This window comes from Corynebacterium felinum, assembly GCF_030408755.1.
GTDB lineage: Bacteria > Actinomycetota > Actinomycetes > Mycobacteriales > Mycobacteriaceae > Corynebacterium > Corynebacterium felinum.
This window is the reverse complement of sequence record NZ_CP047209.1, coordinates 2030367-2044229: the sequence shown is the minus strand read 5'-3', so window position 1 is coordinate 2044229 and position 13863 is coordinate 2030367. Positions and strand designations below refer to the sequence as shown.

The 13863-nt window shown below is 54.3% G+C and carries 15 protein-coding genes; 6 read left to right on the top strand and 9 right to left on the bottom strand.

Annotation, left to right across the window (positions count from 1 at the left end; translation table 11 throughout):
• Positions 1-122 precede the first annotated feature (122 nt).
• Entirely contained in the window at positions 123-536 is a 414-nt protein-coding gene (locus tag CFELI_RS08715) for a hypothetical protein (RefSeq protein ID WP_277103199.1), read from the bottom strand.
• Positions 536-1024 (bottom strand): hypothetical protein, encoded by a 489-nt coding sequence (locus tag CFELI_RS08710; protein ID WP_277103200.1) that lies wholly within the window; start codon positions 1022-1024, stop codon positions 536-538. Before CFELI_RS08710 ends, CFELI_RS08715 begins: the two co-directional genes overlap by 1 nt.
• Before the next feature lie 216 nt (positions 1025-1240).
• On the opposite strand from CFELI_RS08710, the gene ilvA reads away from it, so the two are divergent.
• Positions 1241-2539, top strand: a complete 1299-nt coding sequence (gene ilvA / locus CFELI_RS08705; protein ID WP_277103201.1) for a threonine ammonia-lyase IlvA — start codon at positions 1241-1243, stop codon at positions 2537-2539.
• On the opposite strand, the gene CFELI_RS08700 is transcribed toward ilvA, so the two are convergent.
• Positions 2532-4043, bottom strand: coding sequence for an alpha-amylase family glycosyl hydrolase (locus CFELI_RS08700; RefSeq protein ID WP_290258970.1), 1512 nt, complete (start codon positions 4041-4043; stop codon positions 2532-2534). The genes ilvA and CFELI_RS08700 overlap by 8 nt on opposite strands.
• Here CFELI_RS08700 and CFELI_RS08695 point away from each other — a divergent pair.
• The 3 genes from CFELI_RS08695 to CFELI_RS08685 are packed head-to-tail and all read left to right on the top strand — an operon-like array spanning position 4042 to position 5272.
• The gene (locus CFELI_RS08695; protein ID WP_277103203.1) at positions 4042-4668 is read left to right on the top strand and encodes an IMPACT family protein; all 627 of its coding nucleotides are present in this window, start codon (positions 4042-4044) and stop codon (positions 4666-4668) included. The two genes, CFELI_RS08700 and CFELI_RS08695, sit on opposite strands and share 2 nt — an antisense overlap.
• Positions 4669-4673: 5 nt before the next feature.
• Positions 4674-4907: a hypothetical protein gene (locus CFELI_RS08690; protein WP_277103204.1), complete on the top strand. Its 234-nt coding sequence runs from the start codon at positions 4674-4676 to the stop codon at positions 4905-4907.
• Positions 4907-5272, top strand: coding sequence for an RNA-binding S4 domain-containing protein (locus CFELI_RS08685; protein WP_277103205.1), 366 nt, complete (start codon positions 4907-4909; stop codon positions 5270-5272). Before CFELI_RS08690 ends, CFELI_RS08685 begins: the two co-directional genes overlap by 1 nt.
• A gap of 300 nt (positions 5273-5572) precedes the next feature.
• Here CFELI_RS08685 and CFELI_RS08680 read toward each other — a convergent pair whose 3' ends face one another.
• The 5 genes from CFELI_RS08680 to CFELI_RS08660 all read right to left on the bottom strand — a co-directional run bounded on the left by CFELI_RS08680 (position 5573) and on the right by CFELI_RS08660 (position 11344).
• Complete coding sequence (locus tag CFELI_RS08680) at positions 5573-6547, bottom strand: GTP pyrophosphokinase (protein ID WP_277103206.1); 975 nt, start codon at positions 6545-6547, stop codon at positions 5573-5575.
• A 10-nt stretch (positions 6548-6557) separates the two neighbouring features.
• Positions 6558-7112 carry a hypothetical protein gene (locus CFELI_RS08675; RefSeq protein WP_290258969.1) on the bottom strand — a complete coding sequence of 185 codons (555 nt, stop codon included), beginning with the start codon at positions 7110-7112 and terminating at the stop codon, positions 6558-6560.
• 176 nt (positions 7113-7288) lie between these two features.
• The gene (locus tag CFELI_RS08670; RefSeq protein ID WP_277103208.1) at positions 7289-8569 is read right to left on the bottom strand and encodes an exonuclease domain-containing protein; all 1281 of its coding nucleotides are present in this window, start codon (positions 8567-8569) and stop codon (positions 7289-7291) included.
• Position 8570: 1 nt separating this feature from the next.
• On the bottom strand, positions 8571-10829 hold the full coding sequence (gene glgX / locus CFELI_RS08665) for a glycogen debranching protein GlgX (protein ID WP_277103209.1): 2259 nt from the start codon (positions 10827-10829) through the stop codon (positions 8571-8573).
• Positions 10830-10840: 11 nt separating this feature from the next.
• On the bottom strand, positions 10841-11344 hold the full coding sequence (locus CFELI_RS08660; protein WP_277103210.1) for a TetR family transcriptional regulator: 504 nt from the start codon (positions 11342-11344) through the stop codon (positions 10841-10843).
• A gap of 189 nt (positions 11345-11533) precedes the next feature.
• Here CFELI_RS08660 and CFELI_RS08655 point away from each other — a divergent pair, with 189 nt between their 5' ends.
• Complete coding sequence (locus tag CFELI_RS08655; RefSeq protein WP_277103211.1) at positions 11534-12184, top strand: hypothetical protein; 651 nt, start codon at positions 11534-11536, stop codon at positions 12182-12184.
• Positions 12185-12389: 205 nt separating this feature from the next.
• On the top strand, positions 12390-12980 hold the full coding sequence (locus CFELI_RS08650) for a hypothetical protein (protein ID WP_277103212.1): 591 nt from the start codon (positions 12390-12392) through the stop codon (positions 12978-12980).
• Here the strand turns inward: CFELI_RS08650 and CFELI_RS08645 are convergent.
• The gene (locus CFELI_RS08645; protein WP_277103213.1) at positions 12882-13835 is read right to left on the bottom strand and encodes a YbjN domain-containing protein; all 954 of its coding nucleotides are present in this window, start codon (positions 13833-13835) and stop codon (positions 12882-12884) included. The genes CFELI_RS08650 and CFELI_RS08645 overlap by 99 nt on opposite strands.
• Between the last annotated feature and the right edge of the window lie 28 nt (positions 13836-13863).

Here is a 13863-nt window from a genome sequence, read left to right as displayed (position 1 = left end):
GCTGAAAACCTAGCAACGAAGGGCGCTTGTGGTCCTAGAGGGTGTGTAGCCACACACGAAAATAAAAAGGGGCCTGAAGAAAAAATTTTGAGACCCCAACACTGTGAATGTGAAAATGATAATTAACGTGCGCGGTTGAGTATCTCGAAAAGTTCAGAGCTGCCAAAAGCAACCTCAAGCGTCTTGCGAACACTTTCAATCCCGCCACGGTAGAACTTGTACGCCAACATGCCGACAAAGCCCACGGCACCAAGAATGACGAACACGTCAATTGGGGTGCTGCCAGTTAACGATGAACCCTTATGCTTATCGGAATTTCCGGGAACAGGAGGCTTTGAACGCGGTGTGCTCACAGTGCCACTGGTGACAGTTGATTTCTCATCTGTCGTAGAGGTCGAGTAATCAGAAGTATCGGACGAAGCACTGGTTTCCGATTTCGTCGCAGTTGCGGCGATTTCAGTGGGGCTGGCGAAAGCTGGAGTCGAAGAAAAAGCGACAGCAGTGGCTATGCAGAGTGATAAAACGCGACGATTCATTACTTTAAACGCACGCCCATCTGAGCCAGAATGGAGCGGACAGTATCACGCATGCCAGGAACGAACTTCACCACAGCCAAAAATAAGGTCACGGCAGGACCCAATACACCGATAATCGCGCTCACCAAGCTCAAGTGATCGGTGGTCATCGACCCCAGACGTTCCAATCCACCTTTCTTATTAAAAGAAGAGAACTTGTTCTTATCCTTGTCTTCGTCAGGATTGGAATTGTTGTTTTTATCAGCAGGCTTCGAGCTTGACCCCGACTGATCCTTAGAACCAGCGGCGTCCTTGTCACTGGTATCGGAATCCTTGGAAGCATCAGTAGGATCTTCAGGGGCCGTTTCCTTCGAAGCCCCAGAACCTGAGGTCGTTGCACCAGCCGAAGAATCAGAAGCAGGTGCGTCGGCGGCAAAGGCAGGTGCGGTGGAAAGCGAAAGTACGCAAGCCGTGGCGGTGGCAATGCTCAATGTGCGGAAAGTACGCAAGTCAAAACTCCTAGGACATGAATTAAGGAAAGTTAAGCATGAAGTGGACACGCGTTTGAACCCAAACGCACTATAGGAGTCCACACTAGCAGCTAGACTATCGACTCGAAACCCTTTCTCGTTTCAACCCAAAAACTTCGCAACCGCAATGCCATCCCATTAAACCCAAACCCCCCATTTTTTCGTGTACCCACCACGGGTCTAAGCTTAGTGGCTATGAACAAAACAGTAGAAACTCGGCTCTTGGCATCCCCAGCAGAAATCCATGCTGCTGACATTCAACTCGCCCAAGCGCGAATTTCTGCAACCATTGCGCCCACCCCACTGCAATACTGCCCACGCCTGTCCCAAATCACAGGCGCAGAAGTGTACCTCAAGCGCGAAGACCTCCAAGACGTACGCTCCTATAAAATCCGCGGCGCAGTCAACTCGATCAGCCAGCTATCTGACACGCAACGCGAGGCTGGCATCGTCGCAGCTTCCGCAGGAAACCACGCACAAGGTGTGGCTTTCGCCTGCCGCAGCATGGGAATCAAAGGCCGCATCTTCGTCCCAGCCGCAACCCCGAAGCAAAAACGCGACCGCATTCTCATCCACGGCGGTGAAATGGTCGAATTGGTCGTCACCGGCGCGAACTTCGATGAAGCAAACCAAGCGGCACATGAATACGCCGAAGCAACTGGTGCAACAATCGTGGAGCCTTTCGCTGCGCGCGATACTGTGATCGGCCAAGGTACCGTCGCCGCCGAGATCCTCTCCCAGCTGTCTACGATGGGTAAAAATCCGGACACTGTTGTCGTTCCCGTCGGTGGGGGTGGGCTGATCTCCGGTATCTTAAGCTACCTTGCGGAGCTTTCCCCACGTACTGCTGTTGTGGGTGTCGAACCGGAAGGTGCGGCAAGTCTTGCCGCAGCCTTGAAGGCAGAAAAGCCAGTCACCCTTGAAACTGTTGATCCTTTCGTTGACGGTGCCGCTGTCAAACGCATCGGTGATATTAACTACGAGATCATCGATGCAAACCTTGGTCGCCTCCATCCCATGACTGTGAGTGAAGGTGCGGTGTGCACCGAAATGATCGAGCTGTACCAAAATGAAGGCATTATTGCTGAACCAGCTGGAGCATTGTCCGCAACCGCGCTCCACGACCTTAAACTCACCCCCGGTGAAGTAGTAGTGTGTATCATCTCCGGTGGCAACAACGACGTGTTGCGCTATGCCGAGGTAGTGGAGCGCTCGCTGGTGCACCGTGGTCTCAAGCACTACTTCTTGGTCAACTTCCCTCAAGAACCAGGGCAGTTACGCAGCTTCCTTAATGACATCCTCGGCCCAGACGACGACATCACCTTGTTCGAATACCTCAAGCGCAACAACCGTGAGACAGGTACAGCACTGGTAGGTCTGCAATTGGGTAAAGCCTCCGATTTCGATGGCCTCAAGCAACGCATGAATGCTTCCCGCATCGATTGTCGCCACCTTGAGCCAGGAACGCCAGAATACGAATTCGTGGTTAGTTAACGATCACCTCACCAAAGGTGCTGCACCACTCAAAAGCATAAGGTGCACAGGATCGTCCAGTGTCTGGATGGACTAAGTTTGTAGTGCTCATATTCGCGCGGATAAAGCCCTGATCTCCTCGCAGCACCAGCCAGCCATCCTCCACCATCACGCTCGTAGCGTTGATGGGGTGGGTGCGCTTGGCGCGGATGATCGCCCGGTAGCCATCCCACACTTGCTGGGAGTGCGGTGTTTTGTCGACGTCGAAAAGCAAAGCAGCTGACTCGAACGTTGACTTCGCCAACGGATCAGGCGCGGGGGTGAAAAAGCCGCGATCTTTGAGCATTTTCGCACGGCCAGCTCGAGTGTGTTGCCGCGTGCTCTCGTCTTGGTGATCACAGAAGAACGGAAATGGTGTGTCAGCGGCATATTCTTCCCCCATAAACAGCATCACGGGCGCATCAAGAGCAGCGATAAGTGCAAAAGCACAGAGCAAGGCAGGGGCATCAAGGCGCATGCTCGGGCGATCGCCAAGCGGACGGTTACCCACACTATCGTGGGTTGATGTGTACACCACGCTGGGATAGCGCAACCGAAGTTCCTGTACTAACTCATCCACGCTGCCGCCATGCTCTACACATCGGCCAAGAGCAAGCATCAGTTCATCATTCCACTGGCACGTGACAGGAAGATCAGCACGATCGCGCAAATCTTCCGCACAAATCCAGCCATCCAGCAAGGCGAAATCAGTCAATAATTCCTCCTCAGCAAAGGTGTGAGTGGCGTCAAGCCGCAGCCCATCAACCCCCAAATCCAACCATTGGCGTGCTGCATCAAGGATGAAAGAACGCACTTTGGGGTTACGCACATTAATCTGTGCACCCCACGGTGTGCGTTTTTTCAACGTGTACGGCCCGAACGTGTCGGTATAGTTGCCCTCCGGACCGAAGTGGTTGTACACCACATCGAGAATCACAGCGATTTGGCGTTCATGCGCTGCGTCGATGAGTCTGCACAGCCCTGCCATGCCCCCGTAACCTTCGTGCACCGCGAACCAGGACACGCCATCATAACCCCAGTTAAAGTTGCCGGAAAAAGGCTGGATTGGCATGAGCTCGATTGCGCTGACCCCTAGCGCGCAAAGGTAGTCGAGGCGGGCAATCACCCCGTCGAAATCACCGGCGAAAGCCCCCACATGAAGTTCGTAAATCACATCAAAACAAGGCTGTGCAAGCTGGTTGTACGCACGCGAACGAGTCGTGATCAGGCTGGGATCAACCACCGCGCTCAGCCCGTGCACGCCGTCGGGTTGTGCTTGCGAGCGCGGGTCAGGCAGCACCGCTGCGCCATCCACGCTGAAACCGTAGCGGCTTCCGGCAGGAGGCTGAGGTAGACGAATGTGAAAACTGTCGCCGAAGCGCTGCATTGGGTAGTCGCTGCCATCAAGATGCAGGGTGCAGGTGGATGCGTTTGGTGCCCAGAGGCTTAAGAGTTTCATCCTTCCTAGATTAAACTGTGTGATCATGTATTGTCGCCCAGTTGCTGACGTGGAATTTTTCAATGAACTTGAAATCAAGCGCAGCAAATTCTTAACTTTTATCCGTCGGGTCGAAAATGAGTCCGATGCGCGCGCGTTTATTGCTGAGCTCAAATCGCGTTATCCGGATGCCCGGCACCATTGCAGTGCCTACATTTATCACGTTGAGGGCGCTCATCCTGTCGAGCGTTCCTCCGACGATGGGGAACCATCCGGCACTGCGGGAACTCCGATGCTCGATGTGTTGCGCGGAAGTGGTCTGTTAGATATTGCCGCGGTGACGGTGCGCTATTTTGGTGGGGTGAAATTAGGCGCAGGCGGGCTGGTGCACGCATATTCAGATTCCGTTTCCGCATGCCTTAAGCGTGTCGACGCCGTCACCCGCACCCAAAAAGAACTCAACGTTGTCTCCTTCCCCCACGCCGATGCGGGCCGATGGGAGTCAGAACTGCGTGCACGTGGAGTAGATATTCGTGACGTATCCTATGGGGCTGAAGTGACCTACACCTTGGCTTGCCCTATGGGCGGAAGCGCCATGCTCAATGACATGCTCGCTGCCCTCACTCAAGGAACAGTGGTGGCTCAGTCGGTGGGCACCGACTGGGTAGAATAGTAACCATGACTTTAACTCCTCGTCCACGAAACCCTATTGAACAGCGCAAACAGGATGTTCGTAAGTATTCGCGCAATGCGGTTGTCTCCGTCGCTGGTGGAATCGGCGGTGGCATTGTCGCCGCTCTAGTTTTTTCCAGCAGCTTCTGGCTGATCCTTGGCCTGATTGTGGCTGTGGTCGGGGGAGTAGTGAATTACAACAAAGTGAAGCAGATCATCAACCACAAGGATAATTTCTGATGGACGCAGTCAGGATCGACTCGTGGGTCTGGGCAGTACGCCTGATCAAAACCCGATCCTTAGCTGCGGAGGCGTGCAAAGCGGGGCATGTCAAACTCAACGGCAACTCAGTCAAGCCTTCCCAGCAGGTTGTACCAGGTGATATGGTCAGCGTGTGGAGCGATCACCGGCTGAAAAAAGTTGAGGTGGTCACTACACTGAAAAAGCGGGTAGGCGCGGAGATCGCCCGCACCTGCTACGTGGACCACTCGCCACCCCCGCCCCCGAAAGAAATCATTGCATCCATGCCTAAGCGCGATCGGGGAGCAGGACGACCCACCAAAAAAGAACGTCGAGATATTGATCGCCTCTTAGGGCGCGGATAACTTTTGACACACCTTGAGCCCCTGGGAAACAGGATAAGGGAATCCTGTTTCGCAGGGGCTCAAGTAGAGTGTGTGCCTTTGGTGCGTCACACACTAGGCGCAGTGATGATTGTGTGTTGCCCTAACGCTTCGGGAAAGTGCCCCACGATGCTGGTGGGAAATCTACATTGAATCCCCGGAAGAAATCGGCAATGGCAAGAGCCCACACATGGATGAAATCGAAAAACACACGCTCTCCTTAGAATATGTGTAAAAAAAACTAGTGTCTTAACCCTAACTGAGAAACACAGTCACAGACGACTACAAAACACCTTTCAACGCCTCAAGATTGCTGCGCAGTCGCTGCTCTCGTTTCCCAGTCGTGGCAGTCCGCTCAATATGCTGCTCACCAAACTTTGCAAGCAACAAATCATCAAGAATGCGAACCTGCCCCGGTTGGAAACGATACCGCAACGCACGCCGAACTTTCTCAATATTGCGATCCGTTAATAGATCCTTCAACTGGCCAGCCGTGCGAATCCCATGCGCATGCAACAACTCCTCCAACCACTGGTAGCTGGAAATCCGCGACTGCGGAATCCTATTGCCCTGAATCATGGCAATAATGCCAGGCAGTGTCTCAGCACTAAACTCCACATCCAAATCAGTACTTAAAGCATTCGGCTCCTCGAGCGCTGCAATCTGATCAAACTGCTGATCCGCCAACTCAATCAAACCAGCAGCCAACGTAAAGGCACGATCCACCTCCGGCGGAAGCGTCCCCTCACGCCGCTTATAGCGAATATCATGCTCAAACTCCGCCCACGCATGCTGCAGCACAGTGCGAATCTGAACCTCAAACTCCACCCCCTCGTAAGCGGCAAGCGACGCCGCACGGGCGTCGACACGCAAAATCAAATGATGCGAACCGTAACCAAAGGACCCAGACACCCGCGTCTGCGCCGCCTTATCCACACTCCGCAACACCTCAAACTCATCCTGCAACGCATCAATAATCTGCGGAATCTCCGTCGAATGATACGTAGTAATCCGCACCCCCACCACATCATGAATATCATTCCACGGATCCGGATACAGCAACTGCCCATCAGCACGCTTCTTCTTCGCCTTCGCCCGCAACGACCGCCACTGCTTAATCCGAACACTCACCTGATCAAAGGCCAAACCCGCATCGTTCAACACATCTTCGACCGCATCAGCAAAATCCATGACTGCCGACGGATGGGCAGCAACAAATTCCTGATAGCGATTATGTAAATCCGAAAGAGTAGACACAGACGCTATTTTAGGAGCAACGCAAGAATTCCTGCATACTCACCTTTTCCACAGCCGGCTTTTCCGCAACCGCACACGGCGGCTTTTCCGAAGGAAAACCCTGCGCAAAATACACCGCAGAACCCACCAACTCCACCGGTTGCGACCAACACTGCATCAAACGATGCACCGAATGCGTCCCCACTGCGAACAACACCAACGACGTCGGCGCAAAGTAACACACATCCATCCCCGCCAAATCACACAAATGATAATGCAACACACTAAACGTGCGCGGGTGCGCTAACCACGCTGGGGCAGGGGAATGGCGAAAAGCAACCTGCAAACCAGGCGAATCCACCCCCGTCAATACCCTTGAAGGGCGCGTGCGCACCGCAACCCCCGGCGATTCCAACTCCGCTGCAATCATCGAATCTGCCGCACGATTCCACACCTGCCGCAAACTCAAACCCATCGCACTGATCTGGTCATAAGACAACGGAGCCTCATTGATCACCAATCCCGCCCGTAACGTCGCACTCAAGGCGATAGGCGCACGCGCTGAAGGCGAATCACACGATTCCAAATGCAGCCGTAACACTAGCTTTTCACTCCCAACCTACAGAACACTTTGATCAAGACAATGAAGGAAGAACCCTCATAAAATAAGACTCAAAAAACGTCCCATGCGTTCCCAAACAGGGGCGAAAACACTACTACCCCCGTTCATAAGCGGGGGTAGTAGGCATATTTTAGCGGGTGCTAAAACGGGGGTTGGAGATCAACGTCAAGACCCAAAACCTCAAACAGCTTCGTCGACTCCCACATCTGAATCGACTGGCCTTGCGTTATTAATTCTTCAGCACGCTTTTGCTTCGACGTCACCGAATCCCACGGCCCCATCACCAACAGGGTGGTTTTCTTGGTCACATTCTTTGCCACAGTAGCGCCTGCATCCGCCATCTTCTGCCACAACAAGCCCTTATCAAAAGGCTCAAAATCACCCGTCAGCACCGCGATATGACCAAACAACGGGTGGGTGGGATCAGCATCCGGATTCGTCTCTGGAATCACTTCAGGAGCAGCAGCTTTCGACCACTTCGCCGAACGCGCAGCAGTTTTCTTCGCCGGAGCTTCCTTCGCTTTCGCTGCAGGAGCGTGGGAAAGAACCACTGACGGTGGCTGCGACAGCACCGGATACACCCGAGCCTGCTCAAGAGTACCCAGATCAAAACCTAGAGCAGCAAATACTGAACGAATATCCCCATGCACGTGCGCGCGCTGTGCAAGAGCAACAAGAATCTCCGCACAGGCACGAGCATCGGAGCAAGCATCATGGTGCTTCTCTAGATGCGCACCCACATGCTGTGCCACTACATTCAGCCGATGCGATGAAATGCCCAACTTGGCAGCCCGAGACGCTGCAAGAGAGCAAGCAAAACGCCACTTCGGCGCGTGTACACCAGCGGCTGTACAGGCCCGCAAAAAAGCGGTCATATCAAATTGGGCATTATGTGCGACCACGACATTCTGGCCAACAACCTCAACGACCTCGGTGAGAACCTCAGCAAAAGTTGGCGCAGTGGCCACATCAGCCTCCACGATCCCGTGGATCTGCGTATTAATCTCGGCAAACCCTGGAATTGGGGGCTGGCACAGCCACGAATGAGTGTCCACAACCCGCCCATCTTTGACCACAGCCACACCCACCTGACAGATGGAGCCCCAATCATCGTTGGCGGTTTCAACATCGATGCCGCAAAAGTCAAGGCCCATCACCGCAGGGGATTCGCCCCGCAGTGCGGCCTGAACAGCAGCCACAAACGCCTCAGCAGCCTCAGCGTGGTTAGGCGGGAACTCCACCACGTGCTCACCCACCTGAACCACGCCAGGTACAACAGCGGTCGGCAGGCGCAACAGCTGTGGTTGCGCCAGCGGAATGCTGCGCTCCTGGCCGTACAGGGCAGCATGAAGGGGGGAATGCGAAATGCGGATAGCAACAGGGGAAACATCTGCCACCCCGCCTAGAAGCGAAATAGTCAATTTACATCTTTTCGTAAGGTTTATGCGGCGTGTATTCGTCCGCAGGGCTTAAGGGCAGGGGCGTAGAGGCTGACGTGCTCTCACCGCAATGGCAATCCTGATCATCATCACAATGAACAGGGGGGTCTACCTGACGGAAGATACTAATCGAACGCGAAGGAACCGTAAAAGTAGCACCCGAAGCAATAACCGTGTCCTCCACTGGGTAACCCGTGGGCTCTGCAGTATCCACGATAAGCTTCCAGCTCGCCCCAAACTGCTTAGAGGGCAGGGTGAACTCGATGTCATCGTAGTGGGCGTTGAACATCAGGAGGAAAGAATCATCAACGATCTTTTGCCCTCGGCGATCCGGCTCCGTAATCGAACGGCCATTCAGATACACCATCAGCGACTTACCGAAAGCAAACTCCCAGTCGCCTTGGGTCATCAACTTACCCGAGGGTACCAGCCACGCAATATCGCGATCGGGGGCATCTGATCCAAGCGGGCCACCGGCAAGGAACTGGCGTCGCCTAAATACCGGATGATTGCTACGAATCCGGATCAAACGTTTGGTGAACTCCACCAGCTCTTTGTTTTCGTCGACCAGTGACCAATCCATCCAGCCGAGCTCATTATCTTGGCAGTACACATTGTTATTGCCATGCTGGGTGCGGGCACACTCATCACCGTGGGCGATCATCGGCGTGCCCTGACTGAGCAACAATGTGGTGAGGAAGTTGCGGCGCTGCTGAGCACGCAGTCGGCAAATGGACATATCCTCAGTGGGACCCTCGACACCGCAGTTCCACGAGCGGTTGTGGGATTCACCATCGCGATTATCCTCACCGTTTGCCATGTTGTGCTTGGAGTTGTAGCTGACGAGATCGTTCAGGGTGAAGCCGTCGTGGGCGGTAACAAAGTTGATGGAGGCGGTCGGGCGTCGCCCATTGTGGGCGTACAAATCCGACGAACCTGTGATCCGGGATGCGAACTCGCCCAAAGTCGAGGGCTCGCCGCGCCAGAAATCACGCACCGTGTCGCGGTACTTACCGTTCCATTCCGTCCAAATAGCGGGGAAGTTACCCACCTGGTAGCCGCCTTCGCCGACGTCCCACGGTTCCGCAATGAGTTTCACGCGGGAGACAACCGGATCTTGCTGCACCAGATCGAAGAAGGTAGCCAGCTTATCGACGTCGTGAAGCTCGCGCGCTAAGGTCGAGGCAAGGTCGAAGCGGAAGCCATCGACATGCATCTCTGTGACCCAGTAGCGCAGCGAATCCATAATCAGCTGCAAGGAATGCGGATCGCGCACATTTAAGGAATTGCCGGTGCCTGTGTAATCCATGTAGTGCGCCTTATCACCATCAACAAGGCGGTAATAGGCTTCGTTATCAATGCCGCGGAAGGCGATGGTCGGGCCTAAGTGATTACCCTCCGCGGTGTGGTTGTACACCACGTCAAGGATGACTTCGATGCCCGCCTCGTGGAACGCGCGCACCATGCTCTTAAACTCCCGAACTGCGCCACCAGGTTCCTTATCTGCCGCATAGTCTTGGTGGGGTGCGAAAAAGCCGAAAGTGTTATATCCCCAGTAATTGCGTAGCCCAAGCTCACGCAAGCGATCGTCTTGCAAAAACTGGTGTACCGGAAGGAGCTCAATTGCGGTGATGCCGAGTTTTTTCAAATAACCAATGATCGCAGGGTGCGCCAAACCCGCGTACGTGCCCCGCAGTTCTTTGGGAACATCGGGGTGCAGCATTGTCATGCCTTTGACATGCGCCTCGTAAATAACCGTGTCCTGATAAGGGGTTTTCGGGGCACGGTCATTACCCCAATCGAAGAACGGGCTGCACACCACAGAAAGCATGGTGTGGCCGAGTGAATCCTCAGTGTTTCGGGAGTTGATGTCATAAGGCTTGGTGATGTCGTAACTAAACAACGAAGGGTGACCATCAAATTCACCCTCGAAAGCCCGCGCGTAGGGGTCAACGAGTAATTTGTTGGGATCGCAACGTTTGCCCTGGGCCGGATCGTAAGGGCCATACACTCGGTAACCATAGCGTTGGCCGGGCAAAACACCAGGAAGATAGCAATGCCAAATATGGGCATCGACTTCTTCTAAAGGTATGCGTTCCTCAGCGCCGTTGGCATCAATCAGGCAGAGTTCTACCTTTTCTGCCACGAAAGAAAACAGCGCAAAATTGGTGCCCGCACCATCGTACTTCGAACCTAAGGGGTAGGCATCGCCTGGCCAGATTTTTCGTGCCGATTCAATCATGGGGAAATATTTTAGCCCTTTGAGTATTCAATTCCAGTGGTGATCAACGCCAAACCGGCCAAAAATTCTTCCTCCATGCCAATAGTCTTGTGCTGTTGAATTTCAGACTGCTCCAAAACGGTGGCGCCCATCACAAAATGAAGGGCGGTGGCCGCCGCCATGCGGGGTGCATTTTCGCCTAAGGAAGTTGAGAGAATGCCGGTGACTTCTTCGCGAAGTTGCGGGTCGATCAGTGCTGCAGAAATTAATTCCGCCCCATCCCGGATCGACAACATTGCTGCACGCAGGGAGGAGCATGCTGCATCAAAAGAGGGAGGGGAGGAAAGCAAGAAGTCGGAAAGGATTTCCCGCGCGGTGGCGTCGATAAGCGCTTGCTTGTTTTTGAAATGCCAGTATAAAGCCCCTGGGGCGACGTTGAGTTGCGTGGCCACGCGACGCATCGTCATGTCGGCGAGGCCGAAGTTGCTCAAGATGGATAAGCTGGCGGTAATGATGGAATTCTTGCTTAGTTGCACCTAGTCCATCCTAGTCCAGAACTGGCGATATTACGTGTAGCAATCGCAGGTGAGTGAAAAAACACGCTGCTTGGGGGCTTGCTGGGAAGTTTCTGGAAAAAGCCTGTGAAGCATCGGGATTCTGAAAAATGGGTGTTATGCTTGGGACTCGAAACTTTCATGAATAATTTTTTAAGGAGTAGTGCTCTCGTGAAAACCCTCTACAAGAAGACTGCTGTTGCGGTCATTGCAGCAAGCGCTTTGGTATTGGCCGCCTGTGGTTCTGAGGACGCAACGTCTTCCACTCCTTCTACCAAGGCTGCTGCCGCAGCAAAGCCTACCGGTGCTACGTCCAAGGATGAGAAGCCAACCGAGTCGCCTGCTGAGGTCACCAAGACCGAAGACCCAGCCCCAAGCGAAAACGCTGAGCAGCCACCTGCACCAGCCCCTGAGGTTCCAATCGAACCACCATCACCACTGCCAGTGGCAACCCACCAGCCGGTGGCCGGCGGTGGCCCAGCATCCCCTGAAGATGCAGCTGCCATCGAAGGTTTGATCCGCGGTATTGATAACCAGCACACCCTGCGTGGCTACATGAAGTACATTCCGGACAACACCTGTCGTCGCGTGATTGACGCTAACGGTGGCCAAGCTGCGCTGACCTTTGACCAGATCCCTGATCTGCCACTGGAGCAGTACCCTGGCTTCGCGACCGCCAAGGCTCGTATTGATAACGTGGCAGAGATCAAGGTCGACGGCGAAGCTGCCTCCGCATTAGTGACCGCTTCTGCAAGTGGCGAGACCAACACTGCTGTTCAGCGTTTCGTCCGCGAGGATGGCCGCTGGTTGTTCTGCGACTAATTTTTTCTACTCCGATATATATAAGGAGTAGCAGCCGTGTGAGATGTGTTCATACGGCGGTGTGAACACGGGAATCCATAGGGTTCCCGTTTTTACTATTCGGTGACCTAGCAGTGATCTTTGTGAAAATAAGGGGGGTGTCAAGGCTTGTGTCACGCGCTGCCTTTCGGTGAATATATGCGGGTGCTGATAGCCTTGGATAATTATGCAGCGAATTTCTCCTAAAGTCGGGGCTTTTGCCCGCGTTGTGGTGATTTTTTGTATCAGCTATGCCCTTGCGGGTGGCGTGTGGGCGTGGTTGCGCCCGCACTATACGGCAACTGTGATTAATGATGCTCAAGTGGAGTTGAGCCATACTCCGAGTGTGGAATTCGCGAACCATTTTTGGTTACTTGGTGGTTGCATTGTATTGGCGCTGATCCTCGCTGGGCGCATGTATTCACGCACCTATGAATACCGTGGTATTGCGATGATGCTGTGGTGTGGTGTGTGGGCTGCGGTGGGCAGTGGAGTATTTATCGCGGTGGGGTTATGGGTTACTCCGCTCATTCATAATGTGGTGTCGATTGACAATGCTGTGGTGGGGCAGGAGTACTTTTATGTTCCTGCTTTGGATGTCCACCCTGTTGTGTTTGTGGTGCCGGCATTAGTTGCGATGTCGCGTTATTGGTTGGCGGAGTTTATTTATGGGGATATCTTAGGGCCATCCGACGGCGCAGTTGCCGGAGATTTCGGTACTGATGTGGTCGATTCCGTTGAGGATGTGGTGGATCGCAAGTTGGAGGTTGAACACTAGCTGCGCTTGGGTCAGTCCAGCGTCGGCGTGCGCAATATATTCCACGCGGATTTGGAGTCCGTCGGCATCAATGTGGCAAAAAGCTTTGGTTTCGGGGTGGTCTTCGTTCCATTTGTTGCACACGAGTGCGGCGCGAATGTAGTCCTTGTCGGGGTTGAGGTTGGCTTCCCAGTGGCCCTTGATGAGCATGCTGGGGCCGGGTTCGACGAATGCTCCGATGAGGATTTCGTTGATCCATGCGAGGATCATGTTGTCGCCGTCGTGTGTTTTTTCGATGCCGATGTCACTGAGCCCGTCGCGGATGCGTTCGAGGGTGATGTCGCTGGGGTAGTGGTTTTCGAGTAGTTCTGGGAATTCGGTGGTGAAGTTTTCCACAGCTAGGAGGGTGGATTCGGCGGCGGTGCGGATGAAGCCAACGAGTTGGTTTTTTGATGCTCGGCAGGCTGTGGCGAGGCTGGTGCCGAGTTTGATGTGGATGGTGGCGTCGTCGCTGATGCTGATGTAGGCGGTGGGTCCGACGCGTTCGGAGTTCCATGCGTCGACGGCTTTGGTGAGTGTGTTGATGTCGGACAGGTCGAGGTTGCCGTCGATGGTTGCTTCGGCGATGAGGTAGCGCGGGTGGTCGGCGCTGAATGTGAGCATGAGTGTGTGGTTTGGCCAGTGCATGCTGGCGATGCGCGTGGGTTGGTCCTCTGAGCGCGGCGTAGGGTCGGGTTCGGCTGCGTGGCGTGCGTGGCGCGGTGTGCTTGTCGACGTCGGCGCGGGGTCGGGGAGAAGAATGTAGTCGTATCCTGCTTCTTCGAGGGCGTCGATGACAAGTTCGGCGCTCACGTCGTGCGGGAGGTTGGGGTTCACGTCTATCCTTCTGTGTGGCTTCGGGGGG